Genomic DNA, 23,353 nt, shown 5'->3' on the forward strand with positions numbered 1-23,353 from the left:
GACTCCGGCGTTGCGACTCGCGCGTCGGTCGCTCTCGGCCGCCCAGCTCGCGCCGGTCGGGGCGATCCTGCTGCTCGGGGCCGCGCTCCGGGTCGTCGGCTCGGGCTCCGGGCTGCCGCTGCCGCTGCTCAACCCGGACGAGACGAACATCGTCCCGCGCGCGTGGGAGATCGTCCACGGGGGTGGGCTCGATCCCGGCTGGTACGACTACCCGAGCCTGCTGTTCCTCCTCCTCGCGCCCACCCAGCTCGGCCTGGAGGAGCCGTCCTACGGTGCCGCCCGCGTCGTTGCCGTCCTCCTGGGTATCGCGGGCGTCGCCTCGGCGTGGTGGCTGGGCCGGGTCGCGTACGGGTCTCTCGCGGGCGTGACGGGAGCCGTCGGGGTCGCCGTTGCCACCACCCACGTCGCCTACTCGCGGATGGCCGTCACCGACGTGCTCCTCACGCTGGCGGTCACGCTCACGCTCGCACTGCTCCTGTCGGGCCGGCTCGAGTGGGCGGGAGCCGTGGCCGGGCTGGCCGCGTCGGCCAAGTACCCCGGCGCCGTCCTGCTCGTGCCGCTGGTCGTCGCAGGGCTCGGAGCGTGGCGCCGGCTCACCACGGCCTGCGGGCTGGCGGCCGCGGCCTTCCTCGTCACCAGCCCCTTCGTCGTCCTCCACGCAGGCGCCGCCTGGGACGACTTCCGGCGCGTCCAGCGGCTCGCTCAGAAGGGCTGGCTCGGCTTCGAGGACGATCCGGCGACACCACTCGCCTACGGGGTGAGGCTCTGGGAGACCCTGGGTCCGGTCGTGCTGGTCGCTGCGGTCGGCGTCCTGATCGCGCTCCGCACGCGCGGCACGGCCGATCTCGTGCTGCTCTCGTTCGCGGCTGCGTACGCGCTCTCGTTGCTGCCGTCCGAGGCGCACTTCGACCGATACGTCCTGCCCCTCGTGCCTGTCCTCGCGGTCCTCGCGGGCCGCGTCCCACCGCTCGCCGTGGCTGCGCTGGTCGCGGCGATCGTTCCGCTCTGGTGGTCGATCGAGGATGGACGCTCGCTGACCGGCCGTGACCCCCGCCTCGACGCAGCCGCGTGGATCGACCGGGCAATCCCGAGGGACGAGCGCATCGCGGCCGACCCGTCCACGCTGCAGCTCGACCGCCGCGACGTCGTCCGCCTCGAGCTGCCCGGCCCGGGTCGCACCCTCGAGCCGCGCCGGGACCTGGCCCGCCTGCGCGCCGAGGGCGTCCGCTGGCTCGTCGTCTCCGGCGTGGTGACCGACCGTGTCCTCGCGGCGGCGTCCCACTACCCCCGCGAGGCCCGCTTCTACCGCTCGCTGGAGGAGGCGACCCCCGCGTACGAGACGAGGCGGGAGACGGGTCGCCGCGCACGGCCCTGGCTCCGCGTGTACCGCATCCCGACCGGCTCCCGCTAGGACCGAAACCGAGCATCTACGCTTAGTGCTCGTTCCGGGGTCTGCAACGTCGAAAGGCGACGAAGAATGGACGACGCGACGCACGAGGGCGCAGAGCGGTCCGATCGGACCGAGCCGGAAGTCGACGGTGACGGCCGGGTGAGCGGAGTGCCTGCGGCGGCGGACCCGGCGACGGCAACCGCCGGCGCGGCCGAGCCGGCCCGGCGAGGGAGCAGGATCGACGGGATCGCGCTCGGCACGGCGGTGTTCCTCTCGGGGGCGGCGCTGCTCGGCGTCGAGATCGCCGCGAGTCGCGTCCTCGCACCGACGTTCGGGAGCTCGCTGTACGTGTGGGGAGCGCTGATCGGCGTCGTCCTCACCGGCCTCTCGATCGGCTACTGGGCGGGCGGCGCGCTCGCGGACCGGTGGCCGTCGCCGTACCTGTTCGTCGGTGCGATCGGGATCGGCGCCGGCCTCGTGCTGGCGATCCCCGTGGTCGACGAGTGGGTCCTCGAGCAGGTCGTGACGTGGGACCCCGGGCCCCGGCTCAACCCGCTGGTCGCCGCGATCGTGCTGTTCGGCCCGATGAGCGTCGTGCTCGCCTCGGTCTCGCCCATCGCGGTCCGGCTGGCCGCCCGCTCGCTCGAGCGGCTCGGGCGGACGGCCGGGCGGCTGTTCTCGATCTCGACCGCCGGCAGCATCGCGGGGACCTTCGTGACCGCGTTCTGGCTCGTCCCCGAGTACGGCACGGACCAGGTCCTCGCCGTCGGGGCGGTCGTCCTCCTGGCCGCCGCCGCGGTCGTCGCGCTGCTTCACCGGCTCTGGCTGCCCGGCGCGGGCCTCGTGGTCGCCGCCGGGGCCGCGCTGCTCGCGGTCGGCGCGCTCGCACCGGACAAGACCGGCAGCGTGCTCCAGGGCTCGGCGGCCCGGAACTGGTCGCCGCTCTACCGCGAGCGCGACGTGCGCACACCACGCACGCTCGACCCCGCGGAGGTCGGCATCGTGGGAGAGGGATTCACCGTCCGCGAGGCCCGGGACACGCGCTACCACCGGCTGTTCGTCGTCGACGACGACGAGTCGCGGTACCTCCGCTTCGACAGCTCGTTCCAGAGCGGGATGTACCTGGACGACCCCTACCGGACGCGCTTCTCGTACAGCGACTACCTCCACCTCGGCCTCGCGTACAACCCGAGCGCCACCAAGGTGCTGGTCATCGGGCTCGGCGGGGCGGCGGTCCAGAAGCGAATCTGGCACGACTTCGACGACGTGGAGGTCACGACCGTGGAGCTCGACCCCGACGTCGTCGACGCCGCCTACCAGTGGTTCGAGCTGCCGCGCGACGCCCGCCTGCCGATCGAGGTCGACGACGGCCGGCGCTTTCTCCAGCGCACCGACGAGCGGTTCGACGTGATCATGGTCGACGCCTTCTACTCCGACGGTGTCCCGTTCCACCTCACGACGCTCGAGTTCGTGGAGCTGATGCGCGACCGGCTGACGCCGGGGGGCGTGATCGCGACGAACGTCATCGGCGCGTTGACGGGCGGCACCTCGCAGATCACCCGCGCGCTGTGGAAGACCTACGCGACGGTCTTCCCGACAGTGGAGCTCCACCCCGTGTTCGAAGGCCCGGCCGACCGGCGTCCCGACGACATCCGGAACATCATCCTCGTCGCCACCGAGCGGGCTTCACCGTCCCCGGCGCGCCTGGCCGAGTCCTGGGAGGAGACGCGGGAGGAGCGGGCGCCGGGCGCGCCGGACCTGAGGACCGCCGCCAGGGACCGCTGGGAACGCGACGTCGTCATCCGCGACGTGCCGCTCCTGACCGACGGTTACGCGCCGACGGACGCGCTGCTGATCGGCTGAGCTCTACGCGGCGGCCGCAGTCAGCCGCTCCAGCACGAGCGCCACGCCGTCCTCGTCGTTCGACGCGGTGACCTCGTCGGCGGCCTCGAGGGCGGCCTCGCGCGCGTTCGCCACGGCCACCCCGAGACCGGCCCACCTCAGCATCCCCGTGTCGGTGAGCTGATCGCCGAAGGCGACGACCTCGCCGGCGTCGATGCCTTGCTCGGCCGCCAGCCGGGCGAGCGCCGCCTCCTTTGCGACACCGGCTGCCATCACCTCGACGAACTCGTGGCCCGCGAGCGTGACCGCGGCCTCGTCGCCGCAGAGCTCCCGGGCGATCGCGAGGACGCCGTCGAGGTCGGACTCCGGGAGACGGACCAGCAGCTTGGTCATCGGCCGGCGCCAGGCGAGGACGTCGCACGGCGGGAACGAGCCCTCGGGTCGCGGCCAGGTCGAGCTGTCGCGCAGCGCCTCGTACGCGGCCTCGCTGCCGAAGCGCAGCTCCAGCTCCCAGCCGAAGGTCACGCCGGCGACCCGCTCCCGCAGGCCCCTGGCGATGCGCGCCGCGAGCGCGGCCGGGAGCGGCTCGTGCCGCACGATCCGGTCGTGGTCGAGGTCGTAGACCGTCGCGCCGTTGGCGCAGATCGCGATCCCGCCGATCCCTGCGTCCGCGGCGATCTCCCGCGCCGAGCGTGGCGAGCGTGCGGTCACGACCACGATCGTGATCCCGGCGTCCCGGGCCGCCGCGAGCGCGCTTCGCGTTCTGCGCGACACGGTCCGATCGGTGCGGAGCAGCGTGCCGTCGAGGTCGATCGCGGCCAGGCGGACCCTCACGGTGCCGAGAGGGTGTGCGCCACGCCCAGGATCTCCGGCGGCACGCCGCGGAGGTCGGCGCAGGCCTCCTCGAGGGAGACGTCCACGATCTCGGTGCCGCGGAGCGCAACCATCCGCCCGAAGCCACCCGCCGCCGCGAGGTCGGCGGCCGCCACCCCGAGCCGCGACCCGAGGACGCGGTCGGCGGCGCTCGGCGTGCCCCCTCGTTGGATGTGACCGAGCACGGTCACGCGAGCCTCGAACCCCGTCATCTCCTCGAGCCTGGCCGCCACGATCGCCGAGACGCCGCCGAGGCGCTCGAAGCCGAACGCGTCGAGCGGGGCGGCGATCTGCGCGCCCGGCGGCGGCTCGATCCCCTCCGCCACGACCACCACCGAGTAGCTGCGGCCCCGCGCGGCCCGGAACCGCAGGAGCTGGGCGACCTCCTCGAGGTCGTACGGCGACTCGGGGACGAGGATCGCGTCGGCCCCGGCGGCGATGCCGGCGTAGGTGGCGATCCACCCGCGCGTGCGGCCCATCACCTCGACCACCATCACGCGGTCGTGCGACTCGGCGGTCGTCGTGATCCGGTCGATCGCCTCGGTCGCGATCTGCACGGCCGTGTCGAACCCGAACGTCACGTCCGTCCCGGCGATGTCGTTGTCGATCGTCTTCGGCACGCCGACGAGGCGGATGCCTTCCTCCGAGAGGCGAAGCGCGGTCCGCAGCGTCCCGTCGCCACCGACGACGACGAGCGCGTCGATCCACTCCCGCGCGAGGGTCTCGCGCAGCGAGGCCGCACCCTCGCCGTGGACGTACGGGTCGCGACGCGACGTGCCGAGAATCGTCCCACCGCGTTGCAGGATGCCGCGGACGGCGTCGCGATCCAGACGGCGCACCCGGCCGCCCATCAGCCCGTCCCAGCCGTCGACGATCCCAACGACCTCGGCGCCGTGGCGCTGGGTCGCGCCCGCGACGACCCCGCGGATGACGGCGTTCAGGCCCGGGCAGTCACCGCCCGCGGTCAGGAGCCCGAGCCGCAGCATCAGTAGAGGAACATCGGCTTGCCGGTGACGTGCCGCACCTTCGGGCGGTACTGGGAGGCGTCGTACAGCTCGTCCACGTCGACGCGCTTGACCCCCTCGCGGGTCGCCGACATCGGCACCGAGGTGTACGTCCCCCCGCGAAGCGCGACCATCCGCCCGGACGACCCCTCGAGCGCGAGGTCGGCGGCCATCACCGCGTAGTTCGTCGCCACCATCAGGTCGAGCGAGTCGGGCGCGCCCGAGCGCATCAGGTAGCCCACGACCTGGACGATCATGTCCTCGCCGGTGCGCTCCTTGAGCAGCGCCGCGGTCAGCTCGCCGATGCCGCCGAGCTTGCGGTGCCCGTACGCGTCCTCCTCGCCGGAGACGACCATGTCGCCCCCCGCGATGGTCGCGCCCTCGGAGACGGTCAGCATCGAGTAGTTCGACGGGTTCGCGCGCTTGTCGGCGAGGAGGAGCTCGCCCAGCCGGTCGACGTCGAACGGCACCTCCGAGATGACGGCGCGGTCGACGCCGGCGAGGTAGGCGGTCACGAGGGACGTCTCGCCGCTGTAGCGGCCGAAGAGCTCGACGACGGCGATCCGCTCGTGGGAGCCCGTCGACGTGCGCAGGTTGTGGATGAACTGCACGCCCCGGGTGACCGCCGTCGAGAACCCGATGCAGTAGTCGGTGCCGTGGACGTCGTTGTCCATCGTCTTCGGGATCGCGATCACCGGCACGCCCTCCTCGTGCATCCGCAGCGCATAGGAGAGCGTGTCGTCGCCACCGATCGGGATCAGCACGTCGATCCCGAGGGCCTCGACCACCCGCAGCGCGTGCCTCGTGAAGTCGAACGGCCCCTCGCCGGCTGCCAGCGAGGCAAGGTGGTCCGGCACCTCGCCGGCGCGAACCCGGCTCGGGTTGGTGCGCGACGTGTGCAGGAACGTCCCACCCGTGCGGTCGATCGTGCGGACGCTGGACGGGGTCAGCGGCTGGAACCACTCGGCCGCGGACGAGGGGTCGTCGGGGTCGTGTTGCAGCAGCGCCGCCCAGCCGCGACGGAGACCGACCACCTCGTGGCCGTCGTGCGCGACCCTGTTCACGACGGCCTTGATGCACGGATTGAGCCCGGGCACGTCCCCGCCGCCGGTCAGGATCCCGATCCGCATCCCCGCAGGTCATACCAAGCGGCCGGGATCGCTGCGATGCCGAAGGTGGGGCTCGAACCCACATGCCCTCGCGGGCAGCGGATTTCGAGTCCGCCGCGATGCGCGGGGGAACCCGTGGTTCCCCCGCGGGCCCCTCCTTCGGGGGGCGGCATGGGTGGGCGGGGTGTGGCCTCCCGGCCGGCGAAGCCGGCCTCCGGCCGCGACTGGTGGTTCAGGGAAGGTGCCGAAGGTGGGGCTCGAACCCACACGCCCTTGCGGGCAACGGATTTTGAGTCCGCCGCGTCTGCCAGTTCCGCCACTTCGGCCTGTATCGGGATGGTAGAGCCGACGGCAGGGACAGCTCATGAGGGAAGCCATGTTTCCCTCATGTCCCTTACACTCTCGCAAGCGATTCGAAGGCCGGGCGCCAGCCGGGCGCACGGTCCCCCACGAAGGAGGAGGATGAGCTTGACGCTCAAGAGCAGAGGGGTGTACCTCATCGGTCTGCTCGTTGCCGCACTCGCGCTCGTCGCGGCGGGCTGCGGCGGTGACGACGGTGGTGAGGCTCCCGAGGCGCTGCCGTCGTCGTCGTGCACGGCGATCGAGTACGAGGGCGACGGGAACCCTGACTACATCGTTGCGTCGGATCTGCCGCTGCAGGGCGCATCGCGCACGCAGACGCTGCAGATGAACGAGGCCATCCGCAAGGTGCTCACCGACCGTGAGTTCAAGGCGGGGGACTACAACATCGGCTTCCAGGCGTGCGACGACGCAACGGCCCAGGCCGGCAAGTGGGACTCGGGCAAGTGCTCGCAGAACGCGAACGCCTACGCAGCCAACGACAAGGTGATCGGCGTGATCGGCACCTTCAACTCCGGCTGCGCGGCGATCATGATCCCGGTGCTGAACCAGGCGCCCGACGGCGGGATCGCGATGATGTCGCCGGCGAACACGTATCCGTGCCTCACCGTCAACCTGCCCGGTGGGTGTGACGCGACCGAGCCGGACAAGTACTACCCGACGGGCGAGCGGAACTACGCCCGCGTCGCACCGGCGGACGACTACCAGGGCGCGGCAGTGGCCCAGTACATGAAGGAGCTCGGGGTCACGAAGCTCTACGTCCTGAACGACAAGGAGGCCTACGGTCTCGGCGTCGCCACCACCACGCGGAAGGCCGCCGAGCATCTCGGCATCGAGATCGCCGGCTTCGAGGCGTGGGATCCGAAGGCGGCGAGCTACGAGTCGCTGTTCCGGAAGATCGAGGGCACGGGGGCCGACGCGGTCTTCCTCGGCGGCCTCATCGACGAGAACGGCGCCCAGGTGATCAAGGACAAGGTCGCCGTGCTCGGGCCGAACGACGGGGACGTCAAGCTGTTCGCACCTGACGGCTTCACGACCCAGCAGACGATCGACGACGCAGGCCCGGCGTCGGCGGGCATGTACATGTCCGTCGCGGGCGTGCCGGTCGACGAGTTCTCCGGCGTCGCCAAGGAGTTCGCGGACTCGTTCGAGGCGGACTACCTGAACGGGGCGCGGATCGACCCGTACGCGATCTACGCCGCCCAGGGGGCGCAGATCGTGCTCGACGCGATCGAGAACTCGGACGGAACGCGGACCGACGTGATCGCGAAGATGTTCGAGACGGAGGTCACGGACGGGCTGCTCGGCTCGTTCTCGTTCAACGAGAACGGCGACCCGCAGGATGCGTCCGGGGCGGTCGTGGGATTCACGATCTACATCGCGACCGACAAGCTGGAGACGTCGAAGGCGCTCTCTCCCGACCCGGAGGTCGTCAAGGCGGCCGGCGCGGCCTAGCCGCTCGAGGAAGCACCGATCCACGCGGCGGGAGGGCATTGCCCTCCCGCCGCCTTTCGGTTTAGAGTCGCGCGGCATGGCGTCCGCGCTGGCCCGTCTCCGCGCATCATCCGTCACGGACAAGATCGGGCTCTCGCTCGTCGGGCTCCTGATCTTCTGGCTGGCGGTGAACTTCGTCAAGGATCCGACGGAGTTCGTCAACGTCGGGCTGATCGGCCTCACGAACGGCTCCATCTACGGCGTCGTCGCGCTCGGCTACACGCTCGTCTACGGGATCCTGCAGCTGATCAACTTTGCGCACGGCGACGTGTTCGCCCTGTCCGGCCTCTTCGCGAGCACGATCATCGTGTCGGTGCTGGGGCTCGACACGGACTCGAGCGTGCCGGTGATCGTCGGCGGGATGCTCCTCACGCTCGTCGTCGTGATGAGCCTGTTCTCGATCGTCAACGCGACGATCGAGCGCGTCGCGTACAAGCCGCTGCGCCATGCTCCGCGTCTCGCCCCGCTGATCACGGCGATCGGCGTCTCGTTCATCGTCCAGAACGTCGCGCTCGCCTTCTACGGCGTCAACTTCCGGTCGGTGCCGAACTTCATCCCGACGTCTGACGTGATCGACATCGGCGGGATCACCTACACGTGGAAGAAGCTGACGGCGATCCTGATCGTCGTCCCGCTGCTCCTGCTGCTGACGTGGTTCGTGCGGACGACGCGGCAGGGCAAGGCCATGCGCGCGGTCGCCCAGGACCGCGAGGCATCGGCGATGATGGGGATCGACGTGAACCGCACGATCTCGGTCACGTTCATGATCGCCGGGGCGCTCGCCGGCGCCGCCGGGATCGTCTACCTGCTCCAGTTCAACATGCGCTACGACACGGGCTTCGAGCTCGGGCTGATCGCGTTCACGGCAGCGGTGCTCGGCGGGATCGGCAACCTCACGGGCGCTGTGCTGGGCGCGATCATCATCGGGCTGATCCAGGCGTTCAACGAAGGCCTCACGTGGCTCGCCCCCGGAAGCGACTGGACCCGCACGATCGTGTTCGGCATCCTCATCCTGATCCTCGTGTTCCGGCCCGAGGGCCTGCTCGGGGAGCGGACGCCGGAAGGCGCATGAAGAGCGTCTCCGAGCTCGCGGGAGAGGTGCGGTCCGGCGGAACCGGGCGCACGTACGCGATCGTCGCGGCGCTCGTCGTCCTCGCGGTGATCTACCCGGAGATCGTCGAATCGCTCCAGGACTTGCCGCTGATCGGCGACTTCATCCCGAGGACCGACTCGATGGTGGTCATGATCGTGTTCACGATGATGGCGGTCGGGCTCAACGTCGTCGTCGGCTATGCCGGGCTGCTCGACCTCGGGTACGTGGCCTTCTATGCCGCGGGGGCCTACACCGCCGGCTGGCTCGCCTCGGGTCATTTCGAGCAGGTCAGCTTCGAGTTCCTCTCGACGGCGCCGGCGGGGGCGCCGGGGATCCACATCTCGATGTGGCTCGTGCTGATCATCGCCGGAGTGTTCACGACCATCGTCGGCATCCTGATCGGCCTGCCGACCCTGCGGCTGCGGGGCGACTACCTCGCGATCGTCACCCTCGGGTTCGGCGAGATCGTCCCGCAGTTCGTCCGGAACGGCGACTCGATCGGCGGGTTCGACCTCACGAACGGCACGTTCGGGATCAGCCCCATCGACTCGATGGGAGTCGGCGACTTCGTCTTCCGGACCGAGTCGAACCGCGCGGAGCTCTACTACTGGACCGCCGTGGGACTGCTCCTCTTCACGGTGTTCTGTTGCGTGCGCCTTCAAAACTCGCGCCTGGGGCGGGCCTGGATCGCGATCCGCGAGGACGAGACCGCAGCCGCCGCGATGGGTGTTCCGCTGATGCGCACGAAGACGTGGTCGTACGCGATCGGCGCCTTCTTCGGCGGCGTGGCAGGCGCGTTCTACGCGAGCTTCAAGTCGGGTGCGTTCCCGGCGGACTTCTTCTTCAACATCTCCGTCTTCCTGCTCTGCATGGTGATCCTGGGTGGGATCGGCAGTCTCTGGGGCGTGATCCTCGGTGGGATGATCCTCGGCTACCTCAACATCGAAGGCCTCGCGACGATCGGCTCGAAGATCCAGGAGGGCGGGCTCGACTTCGATCCGACGAAGTACCAGTTCGGGATCTACGGGATCATCATCGTGACGATGATGCTGTTCCGGCCGACGGGCCTGATCCCAGAGCGACGGCACAGGATCGAGATGGAGGAAGGCGTGCACGACACGCCGATGTACGACGTCACGCACGAGGGAACCCTCACCGACCGCGACCGGGGCAACGACTGATGTCCGCGAACGGCGACCTGCTCGTCGCCACGAAGGTACGCAAGGAGTTCGGCGGGCTCGTCGCCTCGAACGACATCGACTTCACGATCCCGCGCGGCGGGATCGTCTCCCTGATCGGGCCCAACGGCGCGGGAAAGACGACGTTCTTCAACCAGCTGACGGGTGTCTACCATCCGAACTCCGGGTCGATCCTGTTCGACGGCACGGAGGTCGCAGGCCTGCCACCGCACCGCATCGTCGAGCTCGGCATCGGGCGCACGTTCCAGAACATCCGGCTGTTCCAGCAGATGACCGCCGTCGAGAACGTGCTCGTGGGGATGCACTCGAGGCTCCGGGGCGGGATCTTCGGCTCGATCCTCCGGACGCCGCGCGTCAGGCGGGAGGAGGCGGCTGCGGACGAGCGCGCCCGGGAGCTGCTCCGCTACTGCGGCCTTCCCCGCCGCCACAACGAGCGATCCGGCGCGCTGCCCTACGGCGACCAGCGGAGGCTGGAGGTGGCGCGCGCGCTCGCCACCGATCCGAAGCTGCTCCTCCTCGACGAGCCGACCGCGGGCATGAACCCGCAGGAGACGTCCGACTTCACGGCGTTCGTGCGACGCGTGCGCGACGAGAAGGGGCTCACGGTGCTCCTCATCGAGCACGACATGAAGGTCGTGATGGGCGTCTCCGAGCGCATCACCGTGCTCGAGTACGGTGAGAAGATCGCCGAGGGCACCCCTGCGGAGGTGCAGTCCGACCCCCGTGTGATCGAGGCCTATCTCGGGAAGGCGGCGATCGCGTGAGCGAGGCGCCCCAGTCCCCGACGAAGGACGTGCTGGAGCTCACGGACGTGCACGTCTACTACGGCGCGATCCACGCGCTGAAAGGCGTCTCGCTGAACGTGCGCGAGAAGGAGATCGTGACGCTGATCGGCGCGAACGGCGCGGGGAAGTCCACGACGTTGCGCGCGATCAACGGTCTCAACCGGGCGCGCCAGGGCGCGATCCGGTTCCAGGGCAACGACATCACGACCGCCACGCCGCACACGATCGTCAAGAACGGGATCGCCCAGAGCCCGGAGGGCCGGCGCCTGTTCCCCCGGATGTCGGTGACCGAGAACCTCGAGATGGGCGCGTTCCAGCGCACCGACAGGGAGAACTTCCAGTCCGACATGGATCGTGTCTTCGAGCTCTTCCCGCGGCTCCACGAGCGCAGGGCGCAGAAGGCCGGAACGCTGTCGGGGGGTGAGCAGCAGATGTGTGCCATCGGCCGCGCGCTGATGGCGCGCCCGAAGCTGCTCCTGCTCGACGAGCCCTCGATGGGGCTCGCACCGATCTTCGTCGAGAAGATCTTCGAGATCGTCCTCGAGATCAACAACCAGGGGACGCCGGTCCTGCTCGTCGAGCAGAACGCGCTGATGGCGCTCGATACCGCCCACCGCGGCTACGTGATGGAGACGGGCCGCATCACACTCGAGGGGCCGGCCGCCGAGCTGAAGACCAACGAGGCCGTCCAGAAGGCGTATCTCGGCCTGGATTGAGCGGCGCCGGACAGGGCGAGCCTGTCGCCCTACGGCCCTTCCACGATCAGCCCGGGATAGGGCGGTCCGAGCAGCACGCCGATGCGGGCGTTCTCGCCCGCGACGCCCTGCGCCATGGCGAGCGCCGTCGCCGCGTTGTGCGACGGGACGAAGCCCAGTGCGCGCGCGGCGCCCGCGTCGCGGCACCCCGCGACGATCACGCGCCCCGCGAGGGCCAGCGTCCCGGCGCACGTCTCCCAGTCCGCAAACGGGAGGCGGGGGTGCGGCGCAGCTCCGCCGCGGTACGCGCCGAGCGCGCGACGGTCACGAGCAGCAACGGCCTCGGCCGCACCGAGCCGCCTCCCGGCCGCCTCGTCACGGAGGGCGGCGAAGAGCGCGCGGTACGGCGCCTGCGGACCGTGCCCCATGACACGTGAGAACGGGTGCAGCAGCACGACCGTGCCACCCTCTGCGAGCGCGGGTCGGTTGCGCCAGAGGCGGAGGGCGTGGCCGAGGCCGACCGCCGCGGCGGTGATCGGGTTGAGCGGCTCCCGCGGGAGATGCGGGCCTTCCCAGCCGAGCGGGACGACGATCGTGTCGAAGGGCGCCTCGACCGTCGCGCTGCGAACCGCCGTCCCTCGGACGAGCGCCTCGGCGTGGGCGACCGACGGCGGCCCGGCGAGCGCGGCGACGGCGGTGACCTCACGCTGTGCGCCGGCGAGCAGCCGACGCCGCACCACGGCCGGCGAGGCGTTCAGAAGGCGGCGGAACGGCGACCGGGCAGCGGCGCGGCGCGACTCCGGGTCCCAGGGAAACCCGCGGTAGAGGCCCGTCACTCTGGGGTGGTCGAGCACGAGCGAGAGCCCGATCAAGGGCGTGGAGCGGCGCACGACGGCCTCGAGCGCGGTCCCGAGACGCCAGCCGGAGCTGCCGGACGGCTCGAGCAGGGAGCGGGCAGCAGCGCCACGCACGTCACCGGGTGCGCACGCATCGACCAGCGCGCTCGCGCCGCCGTGGAGCACCGTCTCCGCCGCGCCCACCGTGACGATCAGGTCGGTGTCCACCAGTGCCGGATTGACCCGCACGCTGCGTCCCTCGACCGCGATGGGACGGAGGTCCTCCCCCTCGCAGTCGTGGACGACGATCCGCCCGCGGAACTCCCTGGCCCGCTCGCGTCGCAGCAGCCCTTCCAGCTCGCGCCGCCCTGCTCGCCGGGCGAGCCCGGTCGCGACGAGCAGTGTCACGCGCCCGCGCGGGATGCCCGCGCGCGCCAGCTCGTCGAGCACGGCGGCGAGGGCATCCCGGCGCGGGTCGTCCTGGGCCGTCGGCAACGGCAGGGCGGGGGGCTGGACGACGACCGTGGCCCGCCCTCCGCTGGGCGCGACACCTCTCAGCAGCGGGCCGGAGAGCGGATACCGGAGCGCCTCGGCGACGGCAGCCTGGACGTCGACGATCGGGTCCAGCGGCGGCGGCGCGGCGAGGAGGGCGGCGTCGTCCGGGAGCGTGAGGAGCGGGAGCCGTGAGCCGGAGTGGACGGGGACGCGAGCCATCGGCCGATCCTAGGGGCGCCTCGCGGTCGTAGAGTTCGGTCCGTGCGGAGACGCTGGGACATCGACGCACGGGGCCGTGGCATCGCTTCGGCGGAAGCGGCGGTGCCCGATCTCGATCGTCTGCGTCATGCGATGCTCGAGCCCGACTGGGTGACCGAGGATGCGGACGCTCACCTCCTCCCGCACGTGCGCCGGATGTGCGCCGAGCGCGGCTGGGAGCTGACGCGTGCAGAGGTGGCGGACGCCGTGCTCGAGGTCGACGTCTTTGCCTGTGCGGCGACGGTGCGGAACCCACGCGAGGCCGCGTTCGCGCTGCTCGGCACGTTCGCGGAGGCTTCCACCCACGTGGTCGAGCGCTCGCCGGACGTCGGCAGGGATGTCGAGATCTTCGCGACGACGGGGATGCTCGAGGGGGACGGCGACTTCGCACCGCACGGTCACACCGTGCGTATCCGTGTCACGTTGGGTTAGCCCGGCAGTGCCTCGATGGGTAGGACCTGGAGCCATGCGCGATCGGTCGCGGCCGGAGGCCGGCCTCGCCGATCGGGAGGCCCACTGGCGGTGAGCCCGTGCACGGGGGAGGACGGCGGGGGAGCCAGGGCCCCGCGCTAGATCGCGCGATGCAGGCGGTAGAACGTCGGCCGGAACCCGAGCCGAGGCCATGCGCGTGACGCGAGCAGGTTCGTCATGCGCCAGTCGGTGACGACGAAGTCCCGTCCCGTCCGGCGTGCCCAGGCGAAGACCGCCTCCCCGAGCAGGCGTCCCGCGCCCGAGCCGCGGTGGTCGGGAAGGACCGAGGCGAAGCCGAGAAATCCGGCGCCCGGCGGGAGCGCGAGGCTCCGGTGTGTCGAGGACACCTCGATCGGGCACGCGATGGTGGCGCCGAGCACCTCTCCGTCGCGCTCGACGACGAAGGTCGTGAAGCGCGGGTCTTCGAAGTCCTCCTCGTACTCCGCGCGGGTCGACTCGAGGCTCGGCAGCGGAAGCCGTGAGAACACGGGCGACCGGACCTGGTGCTCGGGCAGTGCGACGTCGATCCGCGCGAGCGCATCGATGTCCTCCCGTCGTGCCTCACGGACCACGACCCCCTCAGGGGGCTCAGCCTGCGGTCCGGCGGGCGGCACCTCGCGTATCGCGTAGACGTGCTGGTGGCCGAACCCGAGGCGGAACCAGGCGTCCACGAGCGCCGGGTCGGTCGCCGGCACCATCGCGTAGTGCGACGTGAGCCCCGCCTCGACCCATGGGCCAGCGGCGGCGGCGTAGAGGTCGCGGACGAGCTCGGCCTGCACGACCGCGTGCCCGGCGGGGTCGACCCAGATGTTGGGGCCCCAGCTCGCCTCGCGGGGCCGTCCGACGAGGAAGCCCACGACCTCGCCGTCGACGAGCGCCGCGGCGCCGGACGCACCGTCGACCCGAAGAAGCTCCTCGATCTCGGCACGGCTCGCCGCTGGATCCTCGTACTGCCGGTCGAGCCCGGGCTCGACGAGCCGTTGAGCGCGGTGCCGCTGGGCGAGGAGGACAGAGGCGTCGTCGAGGTGCTCGCCGGCGAGGGGGACGATCGTAGGGGACAGTGCGGTCGCCGAGGTCATGCGGCGGAGGCTAGACCGCCGAGACCCTCCACTGCGTCCTCCTCGCGAACGGTCTCGCGTCGTTCTCAAGAACGACCGAGAGCGTGATCCACCTTTGGCCACTGCGCTCACCTATGAGGCCGGAGGCCGGCTTTGCCGGCCGGGAGGCCAGGCGCGGGAGACCTCTGGACGACGCTCAAGAAGGGGGCCCGCGGGGGAAACATGGTTTCCCCCGCGCTCGGATAGGCTCGGCGCGTGAGCCCCAAGACGCTGACGGGCGAGGAGCTGCAGCTCGACGACGGCCCCGTCCGGGGAGCCGAGCTCTTCCTCGTCGACGGGAACAACCTCGCGTACCGCGCCTTCTTCGCGCTCCCCGAGGAGCTCCAGACGACGGACGGTCAGCCGACGAACGCCCTGCTCGGGTTTACGAACATGCTCTTCAAGCTGCTGTCCGACTACGCGCCGCGAGGCGTCGCGGTGGCGTGGGACACGCGCCCCACCCATCGCACGGAGCTCGCGGAGACGTACAAGGAGGGCCGTCGGCCCATGCCCGACCTGCTGCGCGAGCAGTTCCCGCACTTCCGGCCGATCGTGGAGGCGTTCGGCTACCGGAACCTCGAGTTCGAAGGGTGGGAGGCCGACGACGTGATCGCGACGCTCGCGACCCGCGCCGACGACGCCGATATCCGCACCTGCGTCGTCTCGACCGACCGGGACGCCTTCCAGCTCTGCAGCGAGAACGTCTCGCTGATGATGACCCCGCGCGGCGTCGCGGACGTGCACGTCTACACGCCCGAGCGGGTCGAGCTCCGTTACGGGATCCGGCCCGACCAGGTGCCGGACTTCATCGGGCTGAAGGGCGACACCTCCGACAACATCCCGGGGATCCCGGGGATCGGGGACAAGACGGCCGGGCAGCTCATCTCGCAGTACGGCTCGCTCGAGGAGGTCATCGCCCATGCCGACGAGCTGTCGCCTGCACGCGGCCGGTCGGTGCGCGAGCATGCCGATCAGGCGCGGGACTCGAAGGTCCTGGCGACGATGCGACGCGACCTTCCGCTCGACGTCGACCCGTCCGAGCTCGTGTCCGCGCCGCCCGACCGCTCGACGCTGAAGGAGATCTTCAGGCGCTTCGAGTTCCGCGCGCTGCTCGGCCGCGTCGACACGCTCGACGAAGCCCTGCCCGCGGCGGACATCGAGATGGAGAGCGAGGCCGTCTCCTGGCGCGAGGGCGCGGCAGAGGAGCTTGTGCTCGATCAGCACAAGGGCCTGCTCGGCGTCGCGTTCGCCGACGGCAGGCTCGCCGCCGCCACCTCGGACGGTGTGGTCGTCTCGGAGGTCGCGTCGGGCGAGATCGGCCGGCTCCTGGCCTCGTGCGACGTCGCCACCCACGACGCCAAGCGGCTGCGGCTCGGCCACGCGCCCGCGGACGACACGCTCATCGCCGCCTATCTCGTCGATCCCGGCCGCGCCGGCTACGAGATCGACGAGCTCGCGCGGGAGCACGGGCTCGAGCTCGTCCCGGAACCGGCGACGGAGGAGGAGACCGCCTCGCTCGTGCGCCGGGCCGAGGCGGCCCGGCGCCTCGCGCCGCAGCTGCGGGCCAGGCTGCGGGAGTGGGGGGTCGAGCGGCTCTACGACGAGGTCGAGCTGCCGCTGACGGCGGTCCTCGCGGACATGGAGGACGCCGGCATCAAGATCGATGCGTACCGCATGGGGGAGATCACCGCGCGTCTCGCCGAGCGGGTGGAGGAACTGGAGGCGAGCGCGTGGGAGCTCGCGGGTGAGGAGTTCCAGCTCGGCTCCACACAGCAGCTCGCCAGGATCCTCTTCGAGAAGCTCGAGCTCACAGCCGGCCGCAAGGGCAAGACGGGCTACTCGACCGACACGCGTGTGCTGCGCGTGATCCGTGACGACCATCCGATCGTGCCGGTCGTGGAGGAGTGGCGCGAGCTGACGAAGCTGCTCAACACCTATCTCCTGCCGCTCCCGGAGCTGATCGACGAGCGCGACGGACGGCTCCACACCACGATCAACCAGGCCGTCGCCGCAACCGGCCGGCTTTCCACGACCAACCCGAACCTGCAGTCGATCCCCGTGCGCACCGAGCTCGGGCGGCGCATCCGCTCGGCGTTCGTCGCCGACGAGGGGTCGCGCCTGCTGTCTGCGGACTACAGCCAGGTCGAGCTCCGGATCCTCGCGCACGTCTCCGGCGAGCCCGTCCTCCGCGAGGCGTTCGCGCGGGGGGAGGACATCCACGCGGCGACGGCCTCGCAGGTGTTCGGCATCCCGCAGGCGGAACTGGGCCGCGGTCAGCGCGACACCGCGAAGATGGTCAACTTCGGGATCATCTACGGGATCTCGTCGTTCGGTCTCTCCGAGAATCTCGGCATCCCGCGCGAGGAGGCGCAGGAGCTGATCGACACCTACCTCGCTCGGCTCCCACGCGTGCAAGAGCTGATCGCGAGGACGATTGCGAACGCCGCAGCGGACGGCTACGTCACGACGCTTCTCGGGCGCCGCCGCCCGATCCCGGAGCTCCGCGCGTCGAATCGCCAGACCCGCTCGCTCGGGGAGCGGCTCGCCGTGAACACCGTGATGCAGGGCACCGCTGCGGACGTGATCAAGGTCGCGATGGTGCGGATCCACGAGCGGCTGCGCCGCGAGGGGCGCATCTCGCGGCTCGTCCTGCAGGTGCACGACGAGCTCCTGCTTGAGGTTCCCGAGATCGAGACGAGTGCCGTACGCGAGCTCGTCCGCGAGGAGATGGTCGGCGCGTACCCGCTCGACCCGCCGCTCGCGGTCGAGGCGGGAGTGGGCGACACCTGGGCGGACGCCAAGGAGTGACCCCACGGGGCAGTCAGGCTGCGCGAACGCCGCAGTGGGGTTTCAAAGCGCCCCCGACCTGTCTACACTCCCGCGAGCGTCCTGAGGAGACGCGTTGTGCACAGGGGAACCCAGGGGGAGAGTGAATCCTGAGATTCCGGAGCCTCGAGATCGTGGAGGCCGTTCATCGCGACGGATACCGGCTCGCCGGCGTCGCTCCCGGCCGCACTTCGAACGCTCTGCCGTCGGCGAGCGACGGCGAACGACGACGCAACGAGAAGGGACACAGCACAGGATGAGACGCGTGACAGTGGTTGGTGCGTTGGCGGCCCTGGCCCTCGCGGGCCTCGTGACCGCCGCGGCGAGCTCCGCCGGTCAGTCGGCCGGGGCGAAGGAGACCGAGAAAGCCGTCTTCTTCGCGGCCGACGGCTTGCGCCAGGACCTCGTCGCGAAGTACGCGGGGGTCATGCCGACGATGTCGGATTTCATGAAGAAGGGGACCTCCGCCTCGGGCAACGGCCTCCTGACCCAGGCGCCGCCGAACACCGGCGCCGGGTGGTACAGCCTTGCGACCGGCGCCTGGCCGGGTGTGCACGGCTCGACGAACAACACCTTCCACGTCAACGGCCAGCCCTTCGGAAACCGCACGGCCGCGTTCGACCCGAACGTCCTCCAGGCCGAGTCGATCGCCCAGTCCGCGGAGCGGGCAGGGCTCAAGGTCGCCCAGGTCGAGTGGGCCGGCGGTCGCAACGCGACCATCAAGGGGCCGACGATCGACTTCCGTGGGTTCTTCTCGGGTCGCGGCGTCACGACCAACTTCATCGGCAAGGCGGGGGAGCCGCTGTTCGACGATGCGCCGTTCATCTCGGCGTTCGGGCTCCAGTTCGACCATCCGGCCGGCTACGCCGGCCAGCCTGCGTTCCCCGCCGCGGCGCCGACGGCCGCGAGCGGCTGGACAGGCTCGTTGCCGTCGACGTTCAGCCCGGCGCGCGAGATGCGCATGCGGGTGCTCGACTTCGGCGCCGACAAGTACGGCCTGAACGCGTGGATCTTCGACTCCACCAACGACGGGCGGGTGAACTACGACAAGGTGCTGTTCTCGCGCACCAAGAGCGCGGCCGACTCGGTCGGGATCCTGTCCGAGGGCCAGTGGGCCGACGTCAAGGTGACGATCCAGGGCGGTTCCTCGAACGGCCTCACTGCCGGCATGCTCGTCCGGGTCGAGGAGCTGACGCCGAACCTCTCGCGGGTCCGCCTGTTCCACACGTCGGTCAGCCGCGCGTTCGCGAGCTGGCCGGGCTGGCCGGGCGAGCCGGGCTTCACCGGTGACTTCGCCGAGTTCCTCGCGCAGAAGTTCAAGACCTCGACCGCGGCCGACTTCGCCGTGCTCGAGGCGGGCGTCGTGTCCGAGGACACGTACGTGGCCCAGGGCCTCTACTGGAAGACGGCCCACCTCCCGATGCTCGAGTACATCGGCGAGAAGTACAAGCCCGACCTCCTGCTCGTCGGCATGCCGACGACGGACGAGTTCCAGCATCAGTTCCTCGGGCTCGTCTCGCCGAAGCTCCCCGGCGGCGCGGCCAACCCGGCGTACGACGACGTCGACCTCGACGGGAAGCCGGACGGGCGCGTCGCCGCCCGCGAGGGCTACATCCGCGAGGCCTACAAGGAGGCGGACGAGGTCCTGAAGCGGGCCCGCGCGCTCGTCGCGAAGGACCCGACCACGTTCGTCGCCTCCGACCACGGGTTCGCGCCGCAGTTCCTCGCCATCGACGCGAGTCAGCCGCTCGTCGAGATGGGATTGCTCTCACGCCCGCAGACGTCGAACTGCCGCCCGGCGACGGGTGAGACGATCGGCAAGGCGAAGGCCTGCTGGGCAGGTGCCGCGCTGCAGATCTACCTCAACGTCGCGGGCCGTGACCCGGCCGGCGGCGGCTTCACGCAGATCCCGGCGACCGACGTCGCGGCGACGGTGGCGGCGATCGAGGCGAAGTACGCCGGCCTCACCGACACGAACGACTGGACGCACGACGGCCGGCCCGAGGGCTGGAAGATGATCGACCGCATCTTCACGAAGGAGGAGGCGCGCTTCATCCCGAACGGCCCGAACTCGACGAGCGACATGGCCCACCCGACGCGGACGGGCGACCTCGTCGTCTTCTCGTTCCCGCCGTACCAGTTCGACGCGGAGACGCCGGGCACGCTCGTCGCCCCGTCGCACTTCTTCGGACAGCACGGCTACGTGCCGGACGTCCAGGATCTCGCGGCGAACGTGAACATGCGGGCGACGTTCATCGCCGGGGGCGATGGCATCGCGAAGGGCGAGGTGCGCGCCCGGACGATCGACCTCGCGCCGACCCTCGCGTTCATGCTCGGGATCCCCGAGCCGCAGCACAGCCAGGGCCGGGTGCTGCTCGACGTCCTCAAGGGCGGGAACTCGTACAAGCCGATCTCCGTGATCGGCCTGAACGACTTCCACGGGCAGCTCGAGTCGACGGCGCTCGCGTTCGACGGCATCAACGCGCCGGTCGGCGGCGCCGCCGCGCTCGCGACGATGTTCGACCAGGAGCTCGCGAGCCTGCCCGGCCCGGGCCTGATCCTCGCCGGTGGTGACAACGTCGGCGCGTCGCCGCCGAACTCGGCCCTGCTCGAGGACATGCCTGCGATCGACGTCGAGAACGCCTGGGGCCTCGACGCGACCTCGTACGGGAATCACGAGTTCGACTACGGCGTCGAGCGGCTGCTCAGGCACCAGGAGCGGGCGAAGTTCCCGTTCCTCGCGACGAACATCGTCGAGGCCGCGACGGGCCAGGCTCCCTCGTGGGTCACCCCGTCGAAGGTGTTCACGATCGACGGCGTCAAGGTCGGCGTCATCGGCGCCGAGCTCCAGAACACGCCCGAGCTCGTCTCGGCGGGCGCGACGGCCGGCCTGCGGTTCCTCGCCGAGGCACCCCGGATCAAGGCCGAGTCCGAGCGGCTCCGGCAGGACGGGGTGCGCGTTCAGATCGTCGTGATCCATCAGGGCACGAACGACGGGCGGAACCCGATCGGCAACACGCCCGGCGTGCCGTGGATCGGCCCGATCCTCGACATCGCCGACGCCCTGGCCGACACCACGGTCGATGCGATGATCGTGGGGCACACGCACCGCATCTCCAACCTGATGCGCGGCAACATCCTCGTCACCGAGGGGATCAACGCCGGGACCAGCTACTCGGTTCTCCAGCTGATCGTGAAGGGCGGCGACGTCTCCTGGGCCGGTGGGGCGACGCGGGTGGCGAAGAGCCTCGGTGTCCCGCAGCGGGCGGATGTGAAGGCGATCGTCGACAAGGCGAACGCCGACACGGCGGTGCTGCGGAACAAGGTCATCGGCACCCAGCTGAACGACGTGACGCGGGCCCCGACGCGGCTCTTCGAGTCGGAGATGGGGAACCTCGTCACCGATGCGATGCGCGACAAGTACCCGGGCGTGGACGCCGCGTTCACGAACTCCGGCGGGCTCCGCCAGGACCTGTTCTTCCAGCCGCCCTCGGCCGGCGAGCAGCCGGGCGAGATCACGTGGGGAGAGGTCTTCGCGGTGCTGCCGTTCGGCAACCGGACGACCATCCTCACGCTCACAGGTGACCAGTTGCGTCAGGCGTTCGTGAACGGCTTCACTCCGTTCTGCCAGCCCGGCTTCCCGGGCGGAACGGGCCGTTTCCCGCAGGTCTCCGGGCTGAGGGTGACGTTCAGCTGCAGCGGGGCCACGCCGGTCGTGACCGGCATGTGGAAGACGCCCGAAGGCATCACCGGCCCCCAGACACCGATCGGACCGGCGGACACGGTGCGGTTCGTGACGAACGACTTCATGTACGGCGGCGGCGACGGCTACACCGTCTTCGCCCAGGGCACGAACGTCCTGCAGCCGGGTGACGCGCTGCTCGATGTCACGATCGACTACATCACCGCGAACTCGCCCATCGACCCGCACGTCGAGGGGCGCATCGTCGGTCCCTCCTAGGTCACCGGCGACTCACAGCGACTCGCAACGAGGAGAGGGCCCGGGAGACCGGGCCCTCTCCGTGTCTCAGACCTCGATCGTCTCGCCGTCGGCCGGCACGATGGCCGACGGGACGGCGGCGCGGAGCTCGGCCCGCGAAAGGTGGCAGTGGTTGAGCGCCTCCATGTGCACGGCCACGACGACGGGGACGCGCGCCGCCACCTCGCGGACGTCGTCGATCCCCATCACGATCAGCCCGCCCTCGAGGAATGATGCGCCGCCCGCGTTCACGACGGCCACGCGCGGCCGGAAACGCTCGATCGTCTCCTCGACCGCCTCGTACCAGACCGTGTCGCCGGCGAGATAGAGGTCCCCCAGCACGAAGCCGCTGACCGGCGCCAGCGACTCCGCGACGGCGCCGAAGCCGTGGCGGGCCGGCACGCGATGCACGAGCACCCCGCCCCAGGCGAGCGTGGACTCGACGGGCCTCGCGTCGAGGCCCAGCTCGCGGAGCGCGGCCTCGTCCTCGGGCTGGCAGAGCACGGGCAGGTGGCGGGGCAACTGCTTTGCGGCGGTGTCGTCGAAGTGGTCCTTGTGACGATGTGTCACGAGCACCGCGTCGAGCCCCGAGAGCACCTCGTCGACCGGGAACGGAAGCTCGACGGTCGGGTTGCGGACGGGGTTCGCGGTGCTCCCGACCGGCGGCCGCGCCCCCGCCGGATCGAGCATCGGATCGACCAGAATGCGCCGTTTTCCGAGGCCGAGAACGATCGTCGCGCTGCGTACGAGAGTGATCTTCATGCTGCAGTTCCAGGGGATTCGCGCGTCCAAACCGCCGCGAATCCCCCGCTATACTCCCCGCTCCGATGAGCAACCACACACTCGAGACACCCACCCAACCCGAAGCCGGAGTCTGGACGACCGGCCCCGACGGGGAGCTGATTCCGGACTACGAAGGCACCTTCCCGACGATCAACGAAGGGGAGGTGGTGCACGGCACGGTCGTGCGTGTCGACAAGGACGAGGTGCTGGTCGACATCGGCTACAAGTCCGAGGGAGTCATCCCCGTCGCGGAGCTCTCGATCCGCCGGAACGTGAACCCGTCCGACGAGGTCTCGGTCGGCGACGAGATCGACGCGCTCGTGATGACGAAGGAGGACGCCGAGGGGCGGCTGCTCCTCTCGAAGAAGCGTGCCCGCTTCGAGCTCGCCTGGAAGGCGATCGAGGGCGCGGCCGAGACCGGCGAGCCGGTCAACGGCCGGGTGATCGAGGTCGTCAAGGGCGGCCTGATCCTCGACCTCGGTGTCCGCGGGTTCCTCCCGGCGTCCCTCGTCGACATCCGCCGCGTCCAGGACCTCGACGAGTTCCTCGGCAAGGAGCTGCGCTGCAAGGTCATCGAGCTGAACCGGTCGCGCAACAACGTCGTGCTCTCGCGCCGCGCCGTCCTCGAGGACGAGCGCAAGGAGATGCGCCAGGCGATCCTCGACCGGCTCAACCCGGGCGACGTCGTCGAGGGCACGATCTCGAACATCGTCGACTTCGGCGCGTTCGTCGACCTCGACGGGATGGACGGCCTGATCCACATC

Annotated in this window: 17 protein-coding genes and 1 tRNA gene; 11 read left to right on the forward strand and 7 right to left on the reverse strand. The window is 70.7% G+C overall.

Annotated features, from left to right (window positions below; genetic code table 11):
• Positions 1-10: 10 nt before the first annotated feature.
• Positions 11-1,411, forward strand: a complete 1,401-nt coding sequence (locus tag VFO26_RS07305; RefSeq protein ID WP_325114264.1) for an ArnT family glycosyltransferase — start codon at positions 11-13, stop codon at positions 1,409-1,411.
• Positions 1,412-1,477: 66 nt separating this feature from the next.
• Positions 1,478-3,253: a fused MFS/spermidine synthase gene (locus VFO26_RS07310; protein ID WP_325114265.1), complete on the forward strand. Its 1,776-nt coding sequence runs from the start codon at positions 1,478-1,480 to the stop codon at positions 3,251-3,253.
• A 3-nt stretch (positions 3,254-3,256) separates the two neighbouring features.
• Here VFO26_RS07310 and VFO26_RS07315 read toward each other — a convergent pair whose 3' ends face one another.
• From VFO26_RS07315 to VFO26_RS07330, 4 genes are all read right to left on the reverse strand, one after another.
• Positions 3,257-4,066: an HAD family hydrolase gene (locus tag VFO26_RS07315; protein ID WP_325114266.1), complete on the reverse strand. Its 810-nt coding sequence runs from the start codon at positions 4,064-4,066 to the stop codon at positions 3,257-3,259.
• Positions 4,063-5,088: an ATP-dependent 6-phosphofructokinase gene (locus VFO26_RS07320; protein ID WP_349259059.1), complete on the reverse strand. Its 1,026-nt coding sequence runs from the start codon at positions 5,086-5,088 to the stop codon at positions 4,063-4,065. Before VFO26_RS07320 ends, VFO26_RS07315 begins: the two co-directional genes overlap by 4 nt.
• 2 nt (positions 5,089-5,090) lie before the next feature.
• On the reverse strand, positions 5,091-6,239 hold the full coding sequence (locus VFO26_RS07325) for a 6-phosphofructokinase (protein WP_325114268.1): 1,149 nt from the start codon (positions 6,237-6,239) through the stop codon (positions 5,091-5,093).
• Positions 6,240-6,460: 221 nt separating this feature from the next.
• Positions 6,461-6,544, reverse strand: a tRNA-Leu gene (locus VFO26_RS07330).
• A gap of 136 nt (positions 6,545-6,680) precedes the next feature.
• Here VFO26_RS07330 and VFO26_RS07335 point away from each other — a divergent pair.
• The 5 genes from VFO26_RS07335 (at position 6,681) to VFO26_RS07355 (ending at position 11,865) form a co-directional block, all read left to right on the forward strand.
• The gene (locus tag VFO26_RS07335; RefSeq protein WP_325114269.1) at positions 6,681-8,033 is read left to right on the forward strand and encodes a branched-chain amino acid ABC transporter substrate-binding protein; all 1,353 of its coding nucleotides are present in this window, start codon (positions 6,681-6,683) and stop codon (positions 8,031-8,033) included.
• A gap of 76 nt (positions 8,034-8,109) precedes the next feature.
• Positions 8,110-9,144 carry a branched-chain amino acid ABC transporter permease gene (locus VFO26_RS07340; protein ID WP_325114270.1) on the forward strand — a complete coding sequence of 345 codons (1,035 nt, stop codon included), beginning with the start codon at positions 8,110-8,112 and terminating at the stop codon, positions 9,142-9,144.
• Positions 9,141-10,346, forward strand: coding sequence for a branched-chain amino acid ABC transporter permease (locus tag VFO26_RS07345; RefSeq protein WP_325114271.1), 1,206 nt, complete (start codon positions 9,141-9,143; stop codon positions 10,344-10,346). Before VFO26_RS07340 ends, VFO26_RS07345 begins: the two co-directional genes overlap by 4 nt.
• Entirely contained in the window at positions 10,346-11,128 is a 783-nt protein-coding gene (locus VFO26_RS07350) for an ABC transporter ATP-binding protein (RefSeq protein WP_325114273.1), read from the forward strand. Before VFO26_RS07345 ends, VFO26_RS07350 begins: the two co-directional genes overlap by 1 nt.
• A complete protein-coding gene (locus VFO26_RS07355) occupies positions 11,125-11,865 on the forward strand; it encodes an ABC transporter ATP-binding protein (protein ID WP_349259057.1) in 741 nt (246 codons plus the stop codon). Before VFO26_RS07350 ends, VFO26_RS07355 begins: the two co-directional genes overlap by 4 nt.
• A gap of 29 nt (positions 11,866-11,894) precedes the next feature.
• On the opposite strand, the gene VFO26_RS07360 is transcribed toward VFO26_RS07355, so the two are convergent.
• Positions 11,895-13,394 (reverse strand): lactate racemase domain-containing protein, encoded by a 1,500-nt coding sequence (locus VFO26_RS07360; protein WP_325114274.1) that lies wholly within the window; start codon positions 13,392-13,394, stop codon positions 11,895-11,897.
• A 42-nt stretch (positions 13,395-13,436) separates the two neighbouring features.
• On the opposite strand from VFO26_RS07360, the gene VFO26_RS07365 reads away from it, so the two are divergent.
• Positions 13,437-13,865, forward strand: coding sequence for a hypothetical protein (locus VFO26_RS07365; protein ID WP_325114275.1), 429 nt, complete (start codon positions 13,437-13,439; stop codon positions 13,863-13,865).
• 137 nt (positions 13,866-14,002) lie between these two features.
• Here the strand turns inward: VFO26_RS07365 and VFO26_RS07370 are convergent, their stop codons facing one another.
• Complete coding sequence (locus tag VFO26_RS07370; protein ID WP_325114276.1) at positions 14,003-14,983, reverse strand: GNAT family N-acetyltransferase; 981 nt, start codon at positions 14,981-14,983, stop codon at positions 14,003-14,005.
• A gap of 234 nt (positions 14,984-15,217) precedes the next feature.
• Between VFO26_RS07370 and polA the strand changes: the two genes are divergently transcribed.
• Positions 15,218-17,809 (forward strand): DNA polymerase I, encoded by a 2,592-nt coding sequence (gene polA, locus VFO26_RS07375; RefSeq protein WP_325114277.1) that lies wholly within the window; start codon positions 15,218-15,220, stop codon positions 17,807-17,809.
• A gap of 274 nt (positions 17,810-18,083) precedes the next feature.
• Complete coding sequence (locus tag VFO26_RS07380; protein WP_325114278.1) at positions 18,084-21,788, forward strand: alkaline phosphatase family protein; 3,705 nt, start codon at positions 18,084-18,086, stop codon at positions 21,786-21,788.
• A gap of 66 nt (positions 21,789-21,854) precedes the next feature.
• On the opposite strand, the gene VFO26_RS07385 is transcribed toward VFO26_RS07380, so the two are convergent.
• Positions 21,855-22,568 (reverse strand): MBL fold metallo-hydrolase, encoded by a 714-nt coding sequence (locus VFO26_RS07385; RefSeq protein ID WP_325114279.1) that lies wholly within the window; start codon positions 22,566-22,568, stop codon positions 21,855-21,857.
• Between the two features lie 65 nt (positions 22,569-22,633).
• Between VFO26_RS07385 and VFO26_RS07390 the strand changes: the two genes are divergently transcribed.
• A partial coding sequence (locus tag VFO26_RS07390; protein WP_325114280.1) for a 30S ribosomal protein S1 occupies positions 22,634-23,353 on the forward strand: 720 nt, incomplete at its 3' end.

It is taken from the genome of Gaiella sp., from assembly GCF_035710885.1.
Classification (GTDB): Bacteria; Actinomycetota; Thermoleophilia; order Gaiellales; family Gaiellaceae; genus Gaiella.